The sequence below is a fragment of the Kitasatospora sp. Xyl93 genome, assembly GCF_055383135.1.
In genome coordinates, this window is the sequence record NZ_AP029185.1 from 5,001,376 (window position 1) to 5,022,618 (window position 21,243).

Below are 21,243 nucleotides of genomic sequence, written 5' to 3' on the forward strand. Positions count from 1 at the left end.
CCTCCATGCACGGGCACCGGACCGCCTGGGACAAGCGTTCGCGGCGACCGTGCCGTACGGCTTCACCATAGAGCACCGGATCCCCGGCCAGGCGAAGGTCGGCGGATCAGCCCTGGTGGGCGGCGCCCTCACCGGACTGCTCGCCCGGGTGCATCGGGAAGCCCTTCAGGCCGCGCCAGGACAGGCTGGCGACCAGCCGCACCGCCTCGTCGCGGGGGATCTCCAGGCCCTGCGAGAGCCAGTACCGGGCGGTGATCTGGGCCAGGCCGCAGACCCCGGCGGCGAGCAGCTTGGACTCCGCCTCGGGCAGGTCGGTGTCCTCCTGGATCACCTTGCTGACCAGCGTCGCGCTCGCCTCGGAGGCCCGCTCGACCCGCTCGCGCACGGCCGGCTCGTTGGTCAGGTCCGACTCGAAGACCAGTCGGAAGGCGCCGGACTCGCTGGAGACGTAGTTGAAGTACGCCTCCATGGTGTTGGCCACCCGCTGCTTGTTGTCGTTGGTGGTCGACAGCGCCTCGCGGGTCGACTCGACCAGGGCGTCGCAGTGCTTGTCCAACAGCGCCAGGTAGAGCTCCAGCTTCCCGGGGAAGTGCTGGTAGAGCACCGGCTTGCTCACCCCGGCGCGGTCGGCGATGTCGTCCATGGCGGCCGCGTGGTAGCCCTGCGCGACGAACACCTCCTGGGCGGCACCGAGCAGTTGTTCACGGCGGGCGCTTCGCGGCAGGCGGGCACCGCGCGGGCGCTCCTGCGCCTCCTGGATGGCCGTCACGGCGCTCCTCACTTCGGGGTCTGTTCGCTGCTGGCAAGAGGGCCGATTCTACTTTTCGGTAACCGCGCCCGCGTTCGGCGAAGGCGAGAAAAGACGATCGGCCTGGTTGTCAGGAGCCCACAATACGGCGCTGACCTCGGCCTCGGCAGTGGTGCGACGGAGGCGGCCGACGGCCGGACCACCCCGGGGGTCTCCGGCCGGGGCTCACTACCATCGTCCACCATGAGCAGCGCTGAGCAGCAGGTACGTACGGTCGAGGTCCCCGGGGCGGTGCTCGCGGTGCACCGCCCCGCCGCCGGCGGCGCCCCCGACGGGCGCGCGCCCGGGCTCTTCGTACACGGCCTCGGCGGCTCGGCCGCCAACTGGCAGGCCCTGATGGACCGGCTCTCCGGGCAGATCGACGGCGAGGCCGTGGACCTGCCCGGCTTCGGCCGCTCGCACCCGCCCACCGACGGCAACCTCACCGTCTCCGGCCACGTCCGCGCGGTGATCGGCTACCTGGAGGCGGCCGACCGCGGCCCGGTCCACCTGTTCGGCAACTCCCTGGGCGGCGCGGTCGCCGTCCGGCTGGCGGCCCTGCGCCCGGACCTGGTGCGCAGCCTCACGCTGGTCTCGCCGGCCCTGCCCGAGCTGCCCCCGCAGCGCTCGGCCTGGCCGACCGGCCTGCTCGCGGTGCCCGGGGTGCCCGCGGTGCTGCGCCGCCTGTCGGCGGGCGGGCGCGACGCCGAGGCGGCCACCGAGGACCTGCTGCGGCTGGTCTACGGCGACCCGGGCGCCCTGAGCCCGGCGGCCCGGGCCCAGGCGGTGGCCGACTACCGGCACCGGCTGGAGGTGCCGCACGCGATGCAGGCGCTGGTCGGCTCGGCCCGCGGCATCGTCTCCGCGTACACCGAGCGCGGCGACCAGGCGCTGTGGCGGCAGGCCGAGCAGGTCGCGGCGCCGGTGCTGCTGGTGTACGGGCTGCGCGACAGGCTGGTCTCCTACCGTTCGGCCCGCCGCGCCTGCGCGGCCTTCGCGGACGCCCGGCTGCTGGTGCTGCCGGAGTCCGGGCACGTGGCGATGATGGAGCACCCCGACCAGGTCGCCCGGGCGGTGCGGGAGCTGATCGCGCGCGCCACGGGTTGAGCACGCACCGCGGGCCGAGTGCGCGCCGTCGCCTGGAACCGGGCCGCGGGGGCGGGGGCTCAAGGCGCGCCGGGGCCGGACCGACCGCGCGCCCGGGCGGGCCGCGCGGGCGGCCGCGCATACCGCCCGGTAACGCCCCGGCCGGGGCCGAGGTCACGGCGGTTCACTCGATCAGGTGGCAGGCAGGCATGTGACCGATGGATCGGCCCGGGCCGGTCCTACCTTTCTGCTGTCGGACCGAACAGGTGTGGGGGAGTCGCGGCCGCCGGAGGAACCGGAGGGCGGCCGCGGCCGAGCGGTCCCGGCGGGTCGGGCCCGACCGCCGGAGCGGGCGGGTGCCCGGGGGAACGGAGCGCGGCGCGTCCGCGACCGGGCCGCCGGCGGGCCGCCCGCAGGCACCGCGGCGCCGGCCCGGCCGACCGGCCCCCTCCCCGACCGTCCCCGCCGCCGTGCGGGCCGCACCGGGCGACCGCCCGGGCCGCCCGGAAACCCGCCGATCCGTCCGCGATCCCGCCCAGCGAAACCGCTCTGCCCTGGAGGTCTCCCGTGCGCGTTGCCCTGCTCACCGAGGGTGCCCGTCCGCATCCCCAGCGTGGCACCGGAGGCTGGTGCGAGCGGCTGGCCGCGGGCCTGCCGGAGCACGCGTTCGAGCGGTACCTGCTGACCGGCCGGGAAGCCCCGGACGGCGCCGCGGACCGGCCGTCGCCCCTCTGGCACGGCACCCACGAGCTGGCGCTGCGGGGGCGCCGACCGGGCGGCCGGGCCCCGGGCGCGGTGCGCAGACGCCGGTACGCCGGGGCGTACGAACGACTGTTGCGGGCGCTGGTGCTGCCCGGGGAGAGAGCCGGCTTCGGACCCGCGCTGTACCGGCTGGCGGCGCTCGCCCGGGAGGACGGCGCGCTGCCCGCCTTCCTGGCCTCCGCGCACGCCCGCCGACTGCTGGAACGGACCTGGCGGCTGCCCGGCGCGGACACCTCCGCCGGGCAGCCGCTGGTTCGCGACGTGCTGGTCGCGGCGGACCTGCTGGAGCAGTGCCTGCGCCCGCTGTCCGCGCCCTGGTACGGCACCGGCCCCGGCGGCCTGGGCGCGGCCGACCTGTGCCACGTGGTCGGCGGCGGCCCGGCCGCACTGCCCGCCCTGGTGGCCCGGCAGCTGCACGGGGTGCCGTTCGTGGTCACCGAGCACGGCCCGCACCTGCGCGAGCAGTACCTCGGCCGGCCGACCGGGGCCGAAGGGCGCGCCGGTGCCGAGGGGGTGGGCCCCTCCTGCCCGGTGGCGGGAAAGGAGGGCGAGCGACACGTGAGGGACGAACGACGGAGCGGCGACCGTCGGCGCCGGGTCCGAACGCCCGGAGGCGAGGGGGCAAGTCACGGGACGCCGTACCGCTGGCCGGTGCGCGCCCTGCTGCTGTCCTTCCACCGGGCGCTCACCGCGGAGGCCTACCGGCAGGCCGCGGTCCTCACCCCCGGCAGCGCCCACGACCAGCAGTGGCAGCACCGCTGCGGCGCCGACCCCGCCCGCACCCGGGTGGTGCCCGAGGGCACGCCGGAGGTGGACCGCCCGGCCGCCGGGCCCGAGCCCGCGGCACCGACCCTGGTGTGGGCGGGCGCACTGGAGCCGGGCCGGGACCCGGAACTCGCGCTGCACGCCCTCGCCCGGGTCCGCGCCGACCTGCCCGACGCTCGGCTGGTGGTGTACGGCGAGGAGACGGCGCCCGGTTACCGGGCGCACTGCGCGGCGGTGGCCGAACGGCTGGGGGTGGCCCCGGCGGTGGAGTTCGCCGGGCGGCCCGGCTCGCTCGCCGAGGCCTGGGAGACGGGCACCGTGGCGGTCTTCTCGGGGCGCTCCCAGCGCAGCCCCCGGCTGCTCGTGGACGCCATGCTCAGCGGCCGGGCGGTGGTCTCCACCGACGTCGGGGTGGCCCGCGAGGCGGTCGGGCCGACCGGACTGCTGGTGCCCGCCCGCGATCCGCGCGCCCTGGCCGGCGCCTGCCTGGCGCTGCTGCGCGACGAGGAACGGCGGGCCCGGCTCGGGCTGGCCGGGCGGCTGCGCGCGCAGGAACGCTTCGCCGTGGAGCCGGTGATCGACGCCTTCCGGGAGATCTACCTGGAGCTGGTCGCGCGGTACCCGGCGTTCCCCGGCGCCGAGGACGGCCCCGCGCCGCGTCCGTTCGCCCGCCCCGCCGAGTACTGGCTGGCCGACGGCCCGCGCGGCGGCGGCACCCCGCGGGACGGGAACGCGGAGCACGACGACATGCGGGAGCACGACGGCGTGCGGGAGCCGGCCGCGCGGCCGGCCGAACTCGCGGAGGCCGTCTGATGTCCGGCGACACCCTGCTCGGCGCCGGCGCGGACCCGGTGCGCGAGGTGATGGCGGAGCACCGCGAGCTGTGCGAGCGCGCCGTCGACCCGCTGGAGGTCGCCGCCGGACTGGAGGAGGCCGGGCTCGGCCCGGACGCCGCCGCCCGCTGCCGGCACGCCGACCTGTTCGCGCTGGCCGAGGAGCTGTACGCCCGGGTGCCCCGCCGCCCGCCGCCGCCCGGGCCCGCGGAGCCGCCGCCGCGCGGGGCCGCCGCCCGGGCCGCCCTGACCGCCGCCGCGCTGGCCGTGCTGCCCTGCACCGGGGTGGCCGCGCTCGGCCCGCGCTGGCCGGTGCTGCTGTCCGCCGCCGTCCCGCTGGTGCTGCTGCCCGCGCTGACCGCGCCGCCTCCGCCATCGCCGTGCGCCGGGCCGGTCCGCCCGCCGGCCGCGCCGGGGCCCGCCCTGGGGCCGCCGCCCGAGCCCGCGCCGCGCCCCGGCTCCCGGCTGCGGCCGGCGGCGCTGGGACACGGGCTGGGCCTGGCCGCGCTGCTGCTGCTCCCGTCGGCCGCGCCGGGCGGGGACCGCCCGCCGGCCGTCGCGCTGGTGCTGGCGGCGGCGGTGTCGGCCGGGTCGGCCGAGCGGGCGGCCCGCTGGTACCGGCAGGTCGGCCGCGGCCACCTGGGCGTGGCCGGCACCCTGGCCGAGTTCCGGGCCCGGATGCGGCCGGTGCTCCCGGTCGCGCTGGCCCTGCACCTGGCGGTGCTCGGGGCGCTGAGCTTCGCCGCGCTGGCCGTACTGGCCGTGGTCGCGCCGCGCCCGGGGCCGGGCCACGGCGGCGGGCTGCTGCACCTGGCGGCCGAGCGGGCCGGCCCCGCCCAGTGGGCGGCGCAGGGCGTGCTGGGCCTGCTGCTGGTCCTGCCGGTGCTGCTGGCGCGGTGCGGCCGGACGGCGGCCGCCGCGGCGGGGGCGTCGGCCGGGGCCGCCGCGGTGCTCGGACCGCTCGCCCTGGGGCGCTCCGCCCCGGAGGCCTGGCTTCTCGGCGGCGGCACCGTCGCGGTGGCGCTGCTGGCGTACGCCGGGGCGGTGCTCGGCCGGGCCGGCTCGCACCGCTGAGCGCCGCCTGCCGAGCCGCCCCCGAGACGGCTCGGCCCGTCCACCCCGTCGAACCACCCCGGGATCCGCCGTGTGATCCCCGCTTTCGTCCCGTTCGTTGAACTCAGTCCGCCAGGTCGTCCCGAGCTGGCTTCGTGGAAGGACACCCCCGATGAGGGTGCTGCTGCTGGGCGCCGACGGCTTCATCGGCCGCCGGGTCACCGATCGTCTGCTGATGGACCAGGAGTTGCAGGTGACGGTGCTCGGCCGGCGCGACTCGGCCGACATCCGCTTCGACCTGACCACCGGGAGCCCGGGCGCACTGGCCCGCTTCCTGGACGCGGTCGCGCCGCAGGTGGTGATCAACTGCGCGGGCGCCACCTACGGCAGCTCGCGCACCCTGATCCGGTCGAACACGCTGGCCGTCGCGACCGTCTGCGAGGCCATCCGGCGCAGCCGGGAGCCGGCCCGGCTGGTGCACGTCGGCTCGGCCGCCGAGTACGGGCCGGTGCCCGGCGGGGTGCCGGTGTCCGAGCAGGCCGAGCCCCGGCCGGTCGGCCCGTACGGGGTGTCCAAGCTGGCCGGGACGGAGCTGGTGCTGGCCTCCGGGCTGGACGCGGCGGTGCTGCGGGTGTTCGACGTGGTGGGCCCGGGGGCGCCGACCGCCTCGCTGTTCGGGCGGCTGGCCGAGGGCCTGCGGCGGGCGCTGGAGCGGGACGAGCACCAGGTGCGGATGCCGGACCTGTCCGGATACCGGGATTTCGTGGACGTGCGGGACGTCGCGCGGGCCATCCAGGCGGCCGCGGTGTCGGCCGCCACGGGGGTGGTCAACATCGGCAGCGGGCACGCCGTCCGGGCCCGGGACGCGGCCCAGCTGCTGGTGCGGGCGTCGGGCTTCGAGGGGCAGATCGTCGAGGAGAACCGGCAGGTCCTGCTGCCCGCGCAGGCCGCCGGGGCGGGCGGCGACCACCTGCCCGGCCACCACCTGCCCGGGCACCGTCCGGAGGGGCACCGGCCGGAGGGCAGGCCGGTGCCGGGCGAGCCGGTGCCGTGGCGGCAGGCGGACGTGCGCACCGCCCGGGACCGTCTCGGATGGCGGACGCAGGTGCCGCTGGAGGAGTCGCTGGGCGACGTCTGGCTGGAGACGGCCTGCCGGGTGTGAGCGCGCCGCGCGGGGCCCCGGGCCCGTCAACCACGGGCTCGGGGCGCCTTCCCGGCCCCCGCCGCCGGTTCCACGATCCGGCGCGGGCCGTCTCGCCCATCGGACGAGCTGTCTCGGAATAGCGAGGGGACGTGACACTGTTGGCCTAGAGAGCCACCCGCGTGGCGGAGCAACAACCCCACACCGAGGTTGGCCCTGGCCATCCGAACAAGACCCATCGGAGTCCCCGTGTCGTTGCCACCCCTGGTCGAGCCGGCCGCCGAGCTCACCGTTGACGAGGTCCGCCGGTACTCCCGCCACCTGATCATCCCGGACGTGGGCATGGCGGGCCAGAAGCGGCTGAAGAACGCCAAGGTGCTGTGCGTCGGCGCCGGGGGCCTCGGCTCGCCGGCCCTGCTCTACCTGGCCGCCGCCGGTGTCGGCACGCTGGGGATCGTCGAGTTCGACGTGGTCGACGAGTCGAACCTGCAGCGCCAGGTGATCCACGGCCAGTCGGACATCGGCCGCTCCAAGGCGGAGTCGGCCCGCGACTCGGTCAAGGAGATCAACCCGTACGTGGACGTGGTGCTGCACGAGGAGCGCCTCGACAACTCCAACGTCATGGAGATCTTCTCCGGCTACGACCTGATCGTGGACGGCACCGACAACTTCGCCACCCGCTACCTGGTGAACGACGCCGCGGTGCTGCTCGGCAAGCCGTACGTGTGGGGCTCGATCTACCGCTTCGACGGCCAGGCCAGTGTGTTCTGGGCCGAGCACGGCCCCTGCTACCGCTGCCTCTACCCGGAGGCCCCGCCGCCGGGCATGGTCCCCTCCTGCGCCGAGGGCGGCGTGCTGGGCGTGCTGTGCGCGTCCATCGGCTCGATCCAGGTCAACGAGGCGATCAAGCTGCTGGCCGGCATCGGGGACCCGCTGGTCGGCCGGCTGATGATCTACGACGCCCTGGAGATGAACTACCGCCAGGTGAAGGTCCGCAAGGACCCGAACTGCGCCGTCTGCGGTGAGAACCCGACGGTCACCGAGCTGATCGACTACGAGGCCTTCTGCGGCGTCGTGTCGGAGGAGGCGCAGGCCGCCGCCGCCGGTTCGACCGTCACCTCGCAGCAGCTCAAGCAGTGGCAGGACGACAAGGAGGACATCTACCTCATCGACGTCCGCGAGCCCGGCGAGTACGAGATCGTCAACATCCCCGGCGCGGTGCTGATCCCCAAGAACGAGTTCCTGATGGGCGACGCGCTGGAGAAGCTGCCGCAGGACCGGAAGATCGTGCTGCACTGCAAGTCGGGCGTGCGCTCGGCCGAGGTGCTGGCCGTGGTGAAGGCCGCCGGCTTCAGCAACGCCGTGCACCTGGGCGGCGGCGTGCTCGGCTGGGTGAACCAGATCGAGCCGCACAAGCCGGTCTACTGACCGACGCTCCCCGTGGAAGGGCCCGCCGACCGGCGGGCCCTTCCCGTTTCCGCGGGGAGGCGCGGGAGGCTCAGCAGGACCGGGGCCGGCTCAGAGGGCGTTCCTGCGCTGGAGCACGTTGTAGGAGATCCAGCCGGGCAGCACCGGCAGCCAGAAGGTCAGCGCCCGGTAGAGGAAGACCGCCGGGGTGGCGATCGTGGGGGAGACGTCCGCGACGGTCAGGGCGCCGATCAGGGCGACCTCGACCGGGCCGATGCCGCCGGGGGTGGGGATCGCCGAGCCGGCCGCGTTGGCGGTCAGGAAGACCACCGCGACCGCCGAGAAGCTGACGTCGCCGCCGAAGGCCTGCACCGAGAAGTCCAGGCAGGCGGTGAAGGAGAGGGTCAGCAGCAGGATGCCGCCGAAGCCGGTGACCAGCTTGCTGGGCGTCTGCATCAGGTCGAGCATCCGCGGCACCACGCCGAAGAACAGCGAGCGCAGCCGGCCCAGGACGAACCGGCGCAGCGGCGCGACGGCGGCCACCACCAGGGCGAGCACGGCGGCGGTCAGTACGCCGATGATCACCGCGCGGGAGGCGGAGAGGTCCCCGTTGGTCTGGCTGCCGGTGATCAGGCCGAAGCTGAACAGCAGCAGCAGGTGCCCGGCCAGGCCCGCCAGCTGGGAGGCGCCGACCGAGGCCACCGCCTGGCCGGAACGGATGCCGGCCTTCTGCAGGTAGCGGGTGTTGAGCGCGATGCCGCCGATCGCGGCGGGGGCGACCAGCTTGACGAAGGAGCCGGCCAGCTGGGCGGCGACGGTGCGCCGGAACGGCAGCCGCTCCGGGACGAAGCCGGTCAGGCTCATCGCGGCGGCGACGTAGCTGAAGGCGGCGGCCAGCAGCGCGGCCGCGGCCCAGGCCCAGTTCATCTGGGAGAGCTTCAGCTGGGCCGGCTTGATGGTGGTCAGGGCCAGGTAGGCGGCGAAGGTGAGCGCGATCACCATGATCAGGCTCTTCGGCTTCAGCCGTTCCAGCTTGGCCGGGGCCATCGGGGCCTCGGGGGCGATCTGGAGGATCTGGCCGCGGATGCGGCTCAGCAGGTCCTCGCCGGCCGCCGCGATGTCCTCCTCGGCCTGCTGCTGGGTGCGCTCGCCGGCCGCGACCTGCTCCAGCGCCCGGGCGCGGGCGGCGGCCTTGCGCTCCTTGGTGAGCTTGGCGAGGTCGATCCGGGTGGAGCGGCTCATGCCGACCGGCTGGAGCAGCGGCAGCGCCTGGGCCACCCGCTCGGCGCCGAGCACCGCGTTGGCGGTGGCGACGGCGCGCTCCGGGCCGATCCGCAGCGCGAAGGTGGTGAGCAGCTGGGCGACGTCGATCCGCAGGGTCAGGTCGGTGGCGGCGATGTCGCCGCCGGACAGGTTGACCAGGCAGCCGGTCCGCTCGTCCACCACCAGCAGCGACTCGCCGGTGAGCCGGCGGTGGGCGATCCGGCGCTCGTGCAGGGCGGCCACCGACTGCCAGATCGAGGCCATCACCGGGTCGGTGACCTCCTCGTCGGCCAGCTCGTCCAGGGTGCGGCCCTCGACGTTCTCGTACACCAGGATCGCGGCGTCCGGGCCGAGCTCGGAGGTGGCGACCAGCTGCGGTGCGCGGGCGCCCGAGGCGGCCGCCGCGTACGCGATCAGGGCCTCCTGCTCCAGCGCCTGGCGCAGCGACTGGGGGCTGCGGCGCACCGCGACCGAGCGCAGCCGCAGCCGCCGCCAGGCCCGGTAGAAGAAGCCGGAGGCCTGCTGCTCGCGGTCGATGATGTGCACGTCCAGCGGGGGGCCGCCCTGCTGGGTGACGTGGTAGCGGCGGGTGCCGCCGGGGGCGTCGGGGGCGCGCACGGCGCCGGCCGGGGTGAAGCCGACCTTGCGCAGGCCGATCATCAGGTGCTGGCCGGTGGGCCGGATGTTGGGGGAGCCGATCGCGTACAGCGTGCCGTAGGCGACGGACCAGCCGATCAGCACGGTGAGCATCAGCGACAGCGGGGTGGTGTAGCCGCCGAGCAGCTCGGTGACCCCGCTGAAGACCACCACCACCCACAGGGCGACCCGCCAGCGCGGCCGGCTCGACATGCCGACGGCGGTCATGTAGGCGATCACCGGGGCGAGGTAGCCGTGCACCGGGTCGGTGAGGGTGCCGTTGCTGTCCATCGGCAGCCGGGTCAGCGCGTCCCGGATGTGCTCGGAGGCGCCTTCGGCCACCCACCAGTCGATGCCGAGCGAGACGCCGTACGCCAGCACCGAGGCGAGCACGCCGTCGGCGACCCGCAGGCCGTCGCGTTTGATCAGCCGCTCGACGGCGAAGGCCAGCGGCACGGCGAGCACCGCGACGCTGGAGACCAGGCCGGTGAGGGTGGAGAACACCGCGGAGAAGTGCGGTGCGTTGGAGGCGATGTCCTGCTCGATGCCGGTGGTCGTCGAGGTGGCGATGCCGGCCAGCACGAAGACGGCGACTATCCCGAGGACGCCGGCCAGGAAGCGGATCAGGTCGGACGGGCGGTGCGCGCGGGCGGCGAGCAGCGGCTCGTCGACGTCCAGGTGCGGGGCGTCGTCCAGTGCGTCGTGGTCGCCGGACGGGGCGGCGGGTGCCGCCGGCTCCGCGGCCGGGGGCGCCGGGGTCTTGATCGTCCGGTCCTTGATCAGGGAGACTTTCGGCGTCGGCCCCGGTGCGGGCCGCCCTTCGCTCCCGCTCCCGGGCGCCGACGGCACGGCCGCAGCGGACTCGTCGGAGTCCTTGTCCACGCCCACGTCAGCCGTCCCGGTCATCTGGTCTTGTCCTCGTATCACCACTCACCGCCCCGGAAGATGGTGGCATGCCCCGGCCCCCCGTGCGGGACAGGGGCCGGATCGGGCGCGGCGGATCGTTCGTACGGGGCCCCGGGCGCGCCCCCGTAGGGAAGAATGCCGCAGGTGACGGACGCAACACACGACGGTCCTCCGGGCGCCCTGCCGCCGTTCGCCGAACTGGTGCTCGACCTGACCGAGCGGATTCCACCCGGCCGGGTGATGACCTACGGCGACGTCGCCGAGTACCTCGGCCAGGGCGGCCCCCGGCAGGTCGGCCGGGTGATGGCCCTGTACGGCGGCTCGGTGCCCTGGTGGCGGGTGATCCGCGCGGACGGCCGCCTGCTGCCCGGGCACGAGCAGCGCGCCCTCGCCCACTACGGCGAGGAGGGCACCCCGCTGCGCGAACTCGCCGACCCGCCCCGGATCGACCTCAGGCGGGCCCGCTGGGACGGCGAACCGATTTCCTAGGAAACCGCCGCACGGTCGGAATTGACGGGGCAGGATCGTAGGCTCGATGCGGGCGGGCCCGACGGGCCCGCCCCCGCCGTGCCCCACCGTTCGACCCCAGGACCGTCTTAGTGAGTGAGCGAAGCGAGCGCGCCGTCGACAGACGCGCTCGGGCGAACGCCCCTGCCGAGCATGGCGAGGTGGGCGCGTGAGCTCCCCCTACCGGCTCGTGCGCAGCCCCCTCGTCCAGCCCGACCCACCCGTGCTGGACGCCTACCAGCGTGCCGTGGTCGAGCACCCCGGCGGGCCGCTGCTGGTGCTGGCCGGCCCGGGCACCGGAAAGACCACCACCCTGGTCGAGGCCGTCGCCCGGCGGATCGAGAACGGCACCGACCCCGAGCGGATCCTCGTCCTCACCTTCAGCCGCAAGGCCGCGACGGAACTGCGCGACCGGATGTCCGGCCGGCTCGGCGGCTCCGCCGCCGCCCCGCAGGCCACCACCTTCCACTCCTTCTGCTACGCCCTGCTGCGCGCCCACCAGGACCCGGAGGACTACGCCGAGCCGCTGCGGCTGCTCTCCGGCCCCGAGCAGGACGTCATGGTCCGCGAACTGCTGGCCGGCGGCGCCGAGGACGCCAGGCTCGGCCTGGGCCGGATCGCCTGGCCGCTGGACCTGCGGGCCTGCCTGACCACCCGCGGCTTCGCCGACGAGGTCCGCGCCGTCCTCGCCCGCAGCCGCGAGCTCGGCCTCGGCGAAGCCGAACTGGAACGCTTCGCCCAGGGCGTCCAGCGCCCCGACTGGGCCGCCGCCGCGCACTTCCTGGCCGACTACCTCGACGTGCTCGACCTGCGCGGCGTCCTCGACTACGCCGAACTCGTCCACCGCGCCGTGCTCCTCGCCGAACGCCCCGAGGTCGGCGAACAGCTGCGGCGGCGCTACGAGGTCGTCTTCGTCGACGAGTACCAGGACACCGACCCCTCCCAGGTCCGGCTGCTGCGCCAACTGGCCGGCGGCGGGCGCGACCTCGTCGCGGTCGGCGACCCGGACCAGTCGATCTACGCCTTCCGCGGCGCCGACATCAACGGCATCCTCGACTTCCCGCAGACCTTCCGGCAGGCCGACGGCAGCCCCGCCGAGGTCAAGGTGCTGCGGGTCTCCCGCCGCTCCGGCGCCGTCCTGCTCGCCGCCTCCCGGGAGATCGCCCGCCGGATGCCGATGGGCCGGCTGCCCGCCGACAAGCTCGCCCAGCACCGCGCCCTGCTGCCCTCCCGCGAGGGCGGCCGGGTCGAGGTCTACACCTACCCGACCCCCGGCGCCGAGCTGGACTCGATCGCCGACCTGCTGCGCCGCGCCCACCTGGAGGACGGCGTGCCCTGGGGCGAGATGGCCGTGCTCGTCCGGGCCGGCGCCCGCTCCATCCCCGGCGTGCGGCGGGCGCTCGGCGCGGCCGGCGTCCCGCTGGAGATCGACGGCGACGACCTGCCGCTGCGCGAGGAGCCGGCCGTCGCCCAGCTGCTGCTCGCCCTGCGGGTCTGCGCCGAGCAGGCCGCCCGGGACCGCAACGGCGACCCGGACGCCCCCGACCCGCTCACCACCGACCTGGCGCACGCCCTGCTCACCGGCCCGCTCGGCGGCCTCGACGGCTCCGACCTGCGCCGCCTCGGCCGCGCCCTGCGCGAGGAGGAACGCGCCGCGCTGCGCGCCGCGGGCCGCCCCGCCACCGTCCCGCGCCCGGCCGGCGAACTGATCCGCGAGGCCCTCGCCGAACCCGAGCGCCTCGTCGCCCTCGACCCCTCGTACGCCCGTCGCGCCCGCGACCTCGGCACCCTGCTGCGCAAGGTCCGCGAGCAGCTGGCCGGCGGCAGCACCGCCGAGGAGGCGCTCTGGGAGCTGTGGGACGGCAGCCGCCGCTGGCGCGAGCGCCTGGAGCGGTCCGCCCTGCGCGGCGGCGCGGCCGGCCGCAACGCCGACCGCGACCTGGACGCGCTGTGCGCCCTGTTCGAGACCGCCGCCCGCGCCGAGGAGCAGGTCACCGGCCACCGCAGCGCCCTGGACCTGCTCGCCGAACTCGAAGCCCAGGACATCGCCGCCGACACCCTCACCGTCCGGGCCGTACGCCCCGAGGCGGTGCGGCTGATGACCGCCCACCGCTCCAAGGGCCTGGAGTGGCGCCTGGTCGTGGTCGCCGGCGTCCAGGACGGCCTCTGGCCCGACCTGCGCCGCCGCGGCTCCCTGCTGGAGGCCGACCGGATCGGCCGCGACGGCCTCGCCGAACCGCTCTCCCCGGGCGCCCTGCTCGGCGAGGAGCGCCGGCTCTTCTACGTCGCCGCGACCCGCGCCAAGGAACGGCTGATCGTCACCGCCGTCAAGGCCCCCGCCGACGACGGCGACGAGCCGTCCCGCTTCCTGCGCGAGCTCTACCGCGAGGACGTCGACCCCAGGACCGGCAGGGTGGTCCGCCGCACCCCGCCGGTCACCGTCGAGGACGTCACCCACCGCCCGCGCCGCCCGCTGTCCGTCGCCGCGCTGGTCGCCGAGCTGCGCGCCGTCACCGTCGACCCCGCCCGCTCGCCCGCACTGCGGCGCGCCGCCGCCGAACGGCTCGCCACCCTCGCCGCCGCCACCGACGAGGACGGGGCCCCGCTGGTGCCCGCCGCCCGCCCCGAGCGCTGGTGGGGCCTGGACGACCCGACCTCCGCCCCCGAGCCGCTGCGCAGCGCCGACGCGCCGGTACGGCTGTCCGGCAGCGGGCTGGAGCAGCTGGAGAGCTGCTCCCTGCAGTGGTTCCTGGACAAGGAGGTCAAGGCGCGCGGCGCGGGCTCGGCCGCCCAGGGCTTCGGCAACGTGGTGCACGCCCTCGCCGACGAGGTCGGCTCCGGCCGCACCCCCGCCGACCTCGCCGTGCTCATGGAACGGCTGGACACCGTCTGGGACGCGCTGGCCTTCGACGCGCCCTGGAAGTCCCACCAGGAGAAGACCGAGGCCCGCTCCGCCCTGGAGCGCTTCCTCAACTGGCACGTCCTGGAGCGCGGGCGGGACCTCGTCGCCACCGAGCACGGCTTCGACGTCACCCTCGACGTCGGCGGCGTCTCGGTGCGCATCCGCGGCTCGATGGACCGGGTCGAGAAGGACGCGGCCGGGCGCGCCTACGTGGTCGACTTCAAGACCGGCAAGCAGATACCCACCGACAAGTCGCTGCCCGAGCACAAGCAGCTCGCCGTCTACCAGCTCGCCGTCCGGGCCGGCGCCCTCGACGAGCTGCCCGGCTTCACCGGGCACCCGCCGGACACCGGCGGCGCCGAACTGGTCCACCTGCGCGAGCCCGCCGCCAAGGCCGCCCAGGACGCCCCCAAGGTGCAGCGGCAGGAGCCGCCGGAGGGCGAGCCCTGGATCGAGAACCTGCTCGCCGAGGCGGCCGGGAAGGTCCTCGCCGAGCGCTTCGTCCCGCAGACCGGCGGAGGCTGCGACCGCTGCGCCTTCCGCCGCAGCTGCTCCGCCCAGCGCGATGGCACCCAGCTCGTCGAGTAGCCTCCCGACCCATCGGCCCGGGGAGGGCGGCCGACCCGGCGGGACGGGATTGTCCGCCGCTCCGGTTACGGTTGCGGGGTGACCGCCGTGCTCAGCCATCCCGACCAGCTCAAGGAGCTGCTGGGGATCCCGTTCAACCGGGAGCAGATGGCGGCCATCGGCGCCCCCCTGGAACCGGCCGTGATCGTGGCCGGCGCCGGCTCCGGCAAGACCACCGTGATGGCAGCCCGGGTGGTCTGGCTGGTCGGCTCCGGCGCCGTACGTCCCGAGGAGGTGCTCGGCCTCACCTTCACCAACAAGGCCGCCGGCGAGCTCTCCGAACGGGTGCGCGCCGCACTCCTCAGGGCCGGCGTGGCCGACCGGGACGCCGCCGAACCGCTCGGCGACCCGGAGATCTCCACCTACCACGCCTTCGCCGGCCGCCTGCTCAAGGAGCACGGCCTGCGGATCGGCATCGAACCGGACGTCCGGCTGCTCGCCGACGCCACCCGCTTCCAGCTCGCCGCCAAGGTGCTGCGCACCGCCCGCGGCCCGTTCCCCGCGCTCACCGGCACCTTCGCCAACCTGGTCGCCGACCTGACCGCGCTGGACGGCGAACTCGCCGAGCACCTGGTCGAGCCGCAGACCCTGCGCGAGTTCGACGAGCGGCTGCTGGACACCCTCGCCACCGTCAAGCTGACCAACGACGACCTGCGCGCCGTCCCGGCCACCGCCCGGGCCCGGCTGGAACTGCTGCGCCTCGTCGAGGACTACCGGCGCCGCAAGCGCTCCGCCGGGCTGATGGACTTCGGCGACCAGATCGCCGCCGCCGCGCGCCTGGCCCAGCAGCGCCCGGAGGTCGGCGAACTGCTGCGCGGCCAGTTCCGGGTGGTGCTGCTGGACGAGTACCAGGACACCTCGGTCGCCCAGCGGCTGATGCTCGCCGGCCTGTTCGGCGCCGGACCGGAGGCGCCCGTCCCCGGCGGCGCAGGCCCGGACGGCACCCCGGACGGCGGCGCCGGCCCGGACGGCACCCCGCACCGCGGCACCGGCGGCGGCCACCCGGTGACCGCCGTCGGCGACCCCTGCCAGGCGATCTACGGCTGGCGCGGCGCCTCGGTGGCCAACCTCGACGAGTTCCCCCGGCACTTCCCGAAGGCCGACGGCCGCCCCGCCGACCGCTACGCGCTCAGCGAGAACCGCCGCAGCGGCGGCCGGCTGCTCGCCTTCGCCAACGAACTCGCCGCCCCGCTGCGCCGGATGCACGAGGGCGTGGAGGCGCTGCGCCCGGCCCCCGGCGCCGAGCAGGACGGCTACGTGCGCGCGGCGCTGCTGCCCACCCACGCCGAGGAGATCGACTGGCTGGCCGACTCGATCGCCCACCTGGTGCGCACCGGCACCGCGCCCGGCCGGATCGCGGTGCTGTGCCGCGGCGGCGCGGCCTTCCCGGACATCCACGCCGCGCTGGTCGCCCGGGAGGTGCCGGTCGAGGTGGTGGGCCTGGGCGGGCTGCTGCAGCTGCCCGAGGTGGCCGACCTGGTGGCGGTCTGCGAGGTGCTGCAGGACCCGACGGCCAACGCCGCGCTGGTGCGCCTGCTGATCGGCCCGCGCTGGCGGATCGGCCCGCGCGACCTCGCGCTGCTCGGCCGCCGGGCCGCCGACCTGGTCCGGACCGACCGGCCCGAGGGCGTCGAGGCGCTGGCCGCGGCCGTCGCCGAGACCGACCCGACCGAGGTGGTCTCGCTGGCCGACGCGGTGGAGACCTTCCTCGACCCGGACCAGCCCGACGACCTGCCGTTCTCCGCCGAGGCGCGGGTGCGCTTCGCCCGGCTCGCCGCCGAATTGCGCGAACTGCGCCGCTCGCTCGCCGACCCGCTGATGGACGTGCTGCATCGGGTGCTGTCCGTCACCGGGCTGGAGGTCGAGCTCGCCGCCTCCCCGCAGGCCCTGGCCGCCCGCCGGCGGGAGACCCTGCACGCCTTCCTGGACGTCGCCGCCTCCTTCGCCGACCTCGACGGCGACCCGGGCCTCGCCGCCTTCCTCGGCTTCCTGCGCGCCGCCCAGGAGTACGAGCGCGGCCTGGACAGCAGCCTGCCCGGCGGCGAGGACACCGTGAAGGTGCTCACCGCGCACAAGTCCAAGGGCCTGGAGTGGGACGTGGTGGCCGTCCCCGGCCTGGTGCGGGGCGCATTCCCGTCATCGAGCCCGCGCGAACGCTGGACGAGCACCAAGCGGGCGCTTCCGCACGCCCTGCGCGGCGACGCCGGAACTCTGCCCGACGTGCGCGGCGGGTGGAACGGGAAGTCGATGACGGCGTTCAAGAAGGAGCTGGCCGAGCACTCCGGCGTCGAGGAACTGCGCCTGGGCTACGTGGCGTTCACCCGGCCCCGGTCGCTGCTGCTGGCCTCCGGGCACTGGTGGGGGCCGAGCCAGAAGACCGTCCGCGGCCCGTCCGCCTTCCTGGAAGCGCTGCGCGAGCACTGCGAGCGGCCCGGCGCGGGCGAGGTCGAGCACTGGGCCGAGCAGCCGGAGAAGGGCGCCGAGAACCCGGCGCTGGCCGCCCCCGTCGAGCGCCCGTGGCCGCTGCCGCTGGACCCGGCCGCCCAGCACGCCCGCCGCCGGGTCGCCGAGGTGGTGCGCGCGCGGCTGGCCGGGACCGTGGCCCGCCCGGCCGCCCCCGGGGCCGTCGACCGGGCGCCCGCGGACCCGCTGCCGGCGGGCCCTTCGGTCCAGGGCGGGCCCGAGGCGGACGAGCTGGCCCCCGAGGAGCGGCGCCAGGTGGCCTCCTGGGACCGTGACCTGACCGCGCTGCTGGGGGAGTTGGAGCGCTCCCGGCGCACCGCGCGGGACGTGCCGCTGCCCGCCGCGCTGTCCGCCACCCAGCTGCTGCGGCTGGCCGCCGACCCGGACGGCTTCGCGCGCGAGCTGGCCCGCCCGATGCCGCGCCCCCCGCAGCCGGCGGCCCGGCGCGGCACCCGCTTCCACGCCTGGGTGCAGTCCCGGATCGAGCCGCTGCTGCTGGTCGAGCCCGGGGCGCTGCCCGGCGCCGACGACGACGGCATCGAGGACGAGCAGGACCTGGAGCGGCTCAAGGAGGCGTTCCTGCGCACCCCGTACGCGCGGCGCGAGCCCCACCGGGTGGAGGCGCCGTTCCAACTGGTGCTGGCGGGCCGGGTGGTGCGGGGGCGGATCGACGCGGTCTACCGGGAGGATGACGCGTTGACGGAATCCGGTGGTGCGTCACGCTACGAAGTGGTGGACTGGAAGACCCACCGGGAGGAGACCGCCGACCCGTTGCAGCTCGCGGTCTACCGGCTGGCCTGGGCCGAGCACGCGGGCGTCGATCCCGAGCAGGTCACGGCTTCGTTCCTGTACGTCCGCAGCGGCCGGATCGTCCGTCCGACAGGACTTCCCGACCGAAAAGAGTTGGAACGGCTCCTGATCGGGAACAGTGACTATTGAGTCACGCAGAGCATCCAAGTCATCACGCCAGTGCCCGAAACCTGTGCGTCGTGCACGTTTCGCGCCTATTGTGGGGTCGGTAACCGGTCAACCCCCGAGCTCCGGCCGCCAGCGAGGCCCGTATTCCCTGACCCTCAGTCATCACCGCAGGTGCCCCCGGGCATCGGCGTCTTCTGCTGGAGAGACCGAAGTTGAGCGCGACCGGATGGATCAGAGAGCGGTTCACCGGGCCGACACCGGGGCCCGCGCCGCGCGCGACCGGCACCTGGCCGAGGACGGCGCTGGCGCTGCCGTTCATCGGCATGGTGCTGATCGTGGCCCTCGACTACCTCAGCGGCACCGAGGTGACGGTCGAACCGGCCCTCACCGCCGTACCCGCGCTGGCCGCCGTGGTCAGCCGCCGAACCTGGTACCCGCTCGCCATCGGTCTGGGCACCGAGGCGGCGGCCTTCCTGATGGCCTTCCGAGGCGACACCCTCGGCGAGTCCGTGCACGCCGCCAGCGTCTTCGCGATCCTGCTCGTCGCCACGATCGGCTGGGTCAGCGCCACCCTGAGGCTGCGCCAGGAACGGGCGCTGGCCGACGCCCAGCTGGTCGCCTCGATCGCCCGCCGGGTGCTGCTGCGGCCCGTCCCCGAACGGGTCGGCACCGTCCGGGCGGCCGTCCACTACGAGGCCGCCGCCGCCCACGCCCGGATCGGCGGGGACCTCTACGAGGTGGTCAACACCCGGCACGGGGTGCGGGCCGTGGTCGGGGACGTGCGCGGCAAGGGCCTCGGCGCGGTGGAGACCGCCGCCGCCGTGCTCGGCGCCTTCCGCGAGGCCGCCCACCAGGAGGCCGCCCTGGACCGGGTGGCCGGCTGGCTCGCCGTCAGCCTCGACCGCGCCCTGCACGAGAACGACCACCCGGGCGTGGAGGAGGAGTTCGTCACCCTGGTGCTGATCGGCGTGGGGCCCGACGGCGCCGCGGAGATCGTCAACTGCGGCCACCCCGCTCCGCTGCTGCTGCGCGGCGGGGAGGTCAGCGCGCTCGAACTCGCCGAGACCGTACCGCCGCTGGGCGTCCTCGACCCGGCCGACGTCCGCCCGCCGGTGCACCGGTTGCCGCTCCAGGGCGACGACCGGGTGCTGCTGTTCACCGACGGGGTGATCGAGGCCCGCGACCGCGCGGGCGTCTTCTACCCGCTCGCCGAACGCCTCCCGCACTGCGCCGACGGCCGCCCGGCCGACGTCCTGCAGCGCCTGCACGAGGACGTGGTGCGCCACGTCGGGCGCCAGCTCGGCGACGACGCGGCGATGCTGCTGCTCCAGTTCGACCACCCGGCCACGCTCGGACAGGAGGGGGCGCCCGCCGCGGCCACCATCCCCCAGCAGGCCGGGGTCCTGACGTCCCAGTAGCCGCCGCTACAGGGACACCTCGACCAGCAGCGGCCGGTGGTCCGACACCGCGGCGCGCGGCGCCGCGGCCGGGCCGACCGCCGCGCGCGGCACGCCGATCGCCAGCACGTGGTCGAACTGCACCGCGGGCCGGTGCGAGGGGTAGGTCGGCGTGCGCGCCAGGTCGTACCAGCCCTGCAGGCGGGGGCGGGGCTCGCGCACCCGGCGCCGGCGCGGCTCGGCCAGGGCCGGCCGGGCCCGCCGGGCCGCCCGCAGTTCGCGCACCCGCACCCGCGCCCGCGGCGCGGTGCGCTCCAGCGCCGTCGCCCCGCCGAGCACCGTGCGCGGCACGGCGCCGACCAGGTTGAAGTCGCCCAGCACCAGGTACGGCTGCGGCAGGTCGGCGATCCAGCGGCGGATGCCGGCCAGCTGCGCCATGTTCCAGCCGGGGACGAAGGACAGGTGCGCCGCCACCACGGTGAACGGCCCGCGCTCGCCCTCCAGGACGGCCGCCAGCGCCGCGCGCGGCTCGTCCGGCACCGGGGTCAGCCCGCGCCGCCCGGCCACCCGCAGCGGCAGCCCGAACGGCGCCGGGGCGAACCGCCGGGCCCGCCAGTGCCGCACCGGAAGCCTCGTCAGCAGCGCCGTCCCGTACGAGGGCAGCGCGCCGTCGCCCACGTCGTCCGGCCCGTACACCCGCAGCCCGTTCGGGCCGGCCGGCTCCGGGACCCAGCCCGCCACCGGCGCGGGGCGGCCGTGCAGGGCGGCGGCGAAGCGCCAGTCCTTGGCGCCCATCGCCGCGGCCGCCACCGCCGCCTGGTCGGTGCCGCCGGAGCGCGACTGGCGCCGGTCCACCTCCTGGAGCGCCAGCACGTCGGCGTCCAGCGCGGCCACCGCGTCGGCCAGCGGCGCGCCGGGGTCGGACGGGTAGGGCCGTGGGGCGCCGTCCGGGGCGAGCGGCTGGCCGTGCAGGAGGTTGAAGGTGGCGATACGCAACTGGCTCACACCGCACGACGGTACCCGCTCCCCGGAGCGGGCGGGCCCGGTCCCGACGCCGGGCGGGCCCGGTCCCGGCTTGAGGCAGTAGGGCATACCGGGTATACATACTCGGTATGTCCATCCGTCACGGTCTGCTCGCCCTGCTCGACCAGGGCCCGCGCTACGGCTACCAACTGCGCACCGAGTTCGAGGCGCGCACCGGCGCCACCTGGCCGCTCAACGTCGGACAGGTCTACACCACACTGTCCCGGTTGGAACGCGACGGCCTGGTCGAACCCGCCGGGGAGGACGACGAGGGCCACCAGTTCTACGCCGCCACCGACGCCGGCCGCGAGGAACTGCGGACCTGGTTCGACACCCCGGTGCCCCGCACCAGCCCCCCGCGCGACGAACTCGCGATCAAGCTCGCCATGGCGGTGACCGTCCCCGGCGTGGACGTCTCCGCCGTCGTCCAGGGCCAGCGCCGGCACAGCATCAAGGCGCTCCAGGACTACACCCGGCTCAAGGGCCGGGCCCTCGCGGGGGAGAAGCCCCCCGGCACGGCGCCCTCCGCCGGCAACGACCTCGCCTGGCTGCTCGTCCTCGACCAGCTCATCTTCCAGACCGAAGCGGAGATCCGCTGGCTCGACCACTGCGAGACCCGGCTCGCCCAGCAGGCCGAACTCCTGCAGAACCGAACCGCCGAAGCCGCCCGCGACGGTGCCGCGCCCGCCAAACGCGGCCGCCGCCTGCGCACCTGAGCCCCGCGGCACCCGAACCACCAGGCTCGGCCCCGACTCCGAGCGCACACC

At 76.0% G+C, this 21,243-nt stretch carries 13 protein-coding genes; 10 read left to right on the forward strand and 3 right to left on the reverse strand.

All coding sequences use genetic code 11. The annotated features are described in order from the left end of the window. Positions 1 to 106: 106 nt before the first annotated feature. Positions 107 to 769: a TetR/AcrR family transcriptional regulator gene (locus tag ACZ5GH_RS22410; protein WP_387749949.1), complete on the reverse strand. Its 663-nt coding sequence runs from the start codon at positions 767 to 769 to the stop codon at positions 107 to 109. Between the two features lie 222 nt (positions 770 to 991). Here ACZ5GH_RS22410 and ACZ5GH_RS22415 point away from each other — a divergent pair, with 222 nt between their 5' ends. The 5 genes from ACZ5GH_RS22415 to moeZ all read left to right on the forward strand — a co-directional run bounded on the left by ACZ5GH_RS22415 (position 992) and on the right by moeZ (position 7,855). Further along, on the forward strand, positions 992 to 1,894 hold the full coding sequence (locus ACZ5GH_RS22415) for an alpha/beta fold hydrolase (RefSeq protein WP_387749952.1): 903 nt from the start codon (positions 992 to 994) through the stop codon (positions 1,892 to 1,894). Between the two features lie 546 nt (positions 1,895 to 2,440). Beyond that, positions 2,441 to 4,213: a glycosyltransferase gene (locus ACZ5GH_RS22420; RefSeq protein WP_464335108.1), complete on the forward strand. Its 1,773-nt coding sequence runs from the start codon at positions 2,441 to 2,443 to the stop codon at positions 4,211 to 4,213. Continuing rightward, complete coding sequence (locus ACZ5GH_RS22425; protein ID WP_464335109.1) at positions 4,213 to 5,307, forward strand: hypothetical protein; 1,095 nt, start codon at positions 4,213 to 4,215, stop codon at positions 5,305 to 5,307. The genes ACZ5GH_RS22420 and ACZ5GH_RS22425 overlap by 1 nt, the downstream gene beginning before the upstream one ends. Before the next feature lie 151 nt (positions 5,308 to 5,458). Further along, a complete protein-coding gene (locus ACZ5GH_RS22430; RefSeq protein WP_387749959.1) occupies positions 5,459 to 6,448 on the forward strand; it encodes an NAD-dependent epimerase/dehydratase family protein in 990 nt (329 codons plus the stop codon). Positions 6,449 to 6,676: 228 nt separating this feature from the next. Then, positions 6,677 to 7,855 carry an adenylyltransferase/sulfurtransferase MoeZ gene (gene moeZ / locus ACZ5GH_RS22435; protein WP_387749962.1) on the forward strand — a complete coding sequence of 393 codons (1,179 nt, stop codon included), beginning with the start codon at positions 6,677 to 6,679 and terminating at the stop codon, positions 7,853 to 7,855. 90 nt (positions 7,856 to 7,945) lie between these two features. On the opposite strand, the gene ACZ5GH_RS22440 is transcribed toward moeZ, so the two are convergent. Then, a complete protein-coding gene (locus tag ACZ5GH_RS22440) occupies positions 7,946 to 10,639 on the reverse strand; it encodes a flippase-like domain-containing protein (RefSeq protein WP_464335110.1) in 2,694 nt (897 codons plus the stop codon). Positions 10,640 to 10,774: 135 nt separating this feature from the next. Between ACZ5GH_RS22440 and ACZ5GH_RS22445 the strand changes: the two genes are divergently transcribed. The 4 genes from ACZ5GH_RS22445 to ACZ5GH_RS22460 all read left to right on the forward strand — a co-directional run bounded on the left by ACZ5GH_RS22445 (position 10,775) and on the right by ACZ5GH_RS22460 (position 19,474). Further along, positions 10,775 to 11,128, forward strand: a complete 354-nt coding sequence (locus ACZ5GH_RS22445) for an MGMT family protein (protein ID WP_401110570.1) — start codon at positions 10,775 to 10,777, stop codon at positions 11,126 to 11,128. 187 nt (positions 11,129 to 11,315) lie between these two features. After that, positions 11,316 to 14,636, forward strand: a complete 3,321-nt coding sequence (locus ACZ5GH_RS22450) for an ATP-dependent helicase (protein ID WP_464335111.1) — start codon at positions 11,316 to 11,318, stop codon at positions 14,634 to 14,636. Between the two features lie 78 nt (positions 14,637 to 14,714). Then, positions 14,715 to 18,077, forward strand: a complete 3,363-nt coding sequence (locus ACZ5GH_RS22455; protein WP_464335112.1) for a UvrD-helicase domain-containing protein — start codon at positions 14,715 to 14,717, stop codon at positions 18,075 to 18,077. Positions 18,078 to 18,268: 191 nt separating this feature from the next. Next, a complete protein-coding gene (locus tag ACZ5GH_RS22460) occupies positions 18,269 to 19,474 on the forward strand; it encodes a PP2C family protein-serine/threonine phosphatase (RefSeq protein ID WP_464335113.1) in 1,206 nt (401 codons plus the stop codon). A 6-nt stretch (positions 19,475 to 19,480) separates the two neighbouring features. Here the strand turns inward: ACZ5GH_RS22460 and ACZ5GH_RS22465 are convergent, their stop codons facing one another. Next, positions 19,481 to 20,458, reverse strand: coding sequence for an endonuclease/exonuclease/phosphatase family protein (locus tag ACZ5GH_RS22465; RefSeq protein WP_387749980.1), 978 nt, complete (start codon positions 20,456 to 20,458; stop codon positions 19,481 to 19,483). Between the two features lie 107 nt (positions 20,459 to 20,565). On the opposite strand from ACZ5GH_RS22465, the gene ACZ5GH_RS22470 reads away from it, so the two are divergent. Continuing rightward, positions 20,566 to 21,192 carry a PadR family transcriptional regulator gene (locus tag ACZ5GH_RS22470; RefSeq protein WP_464335114.1) on the forward strand — a complete coding sequence of 209 codons (627 nt, stop codon included), beginning with the start codon at positions 20,566 to 20,568 and terminating at the stop codon, positions 21,190 to 21,192. The last annotated feature ends 51 nt before the right edge of the window (positions 21,193 to 21,243 follow it).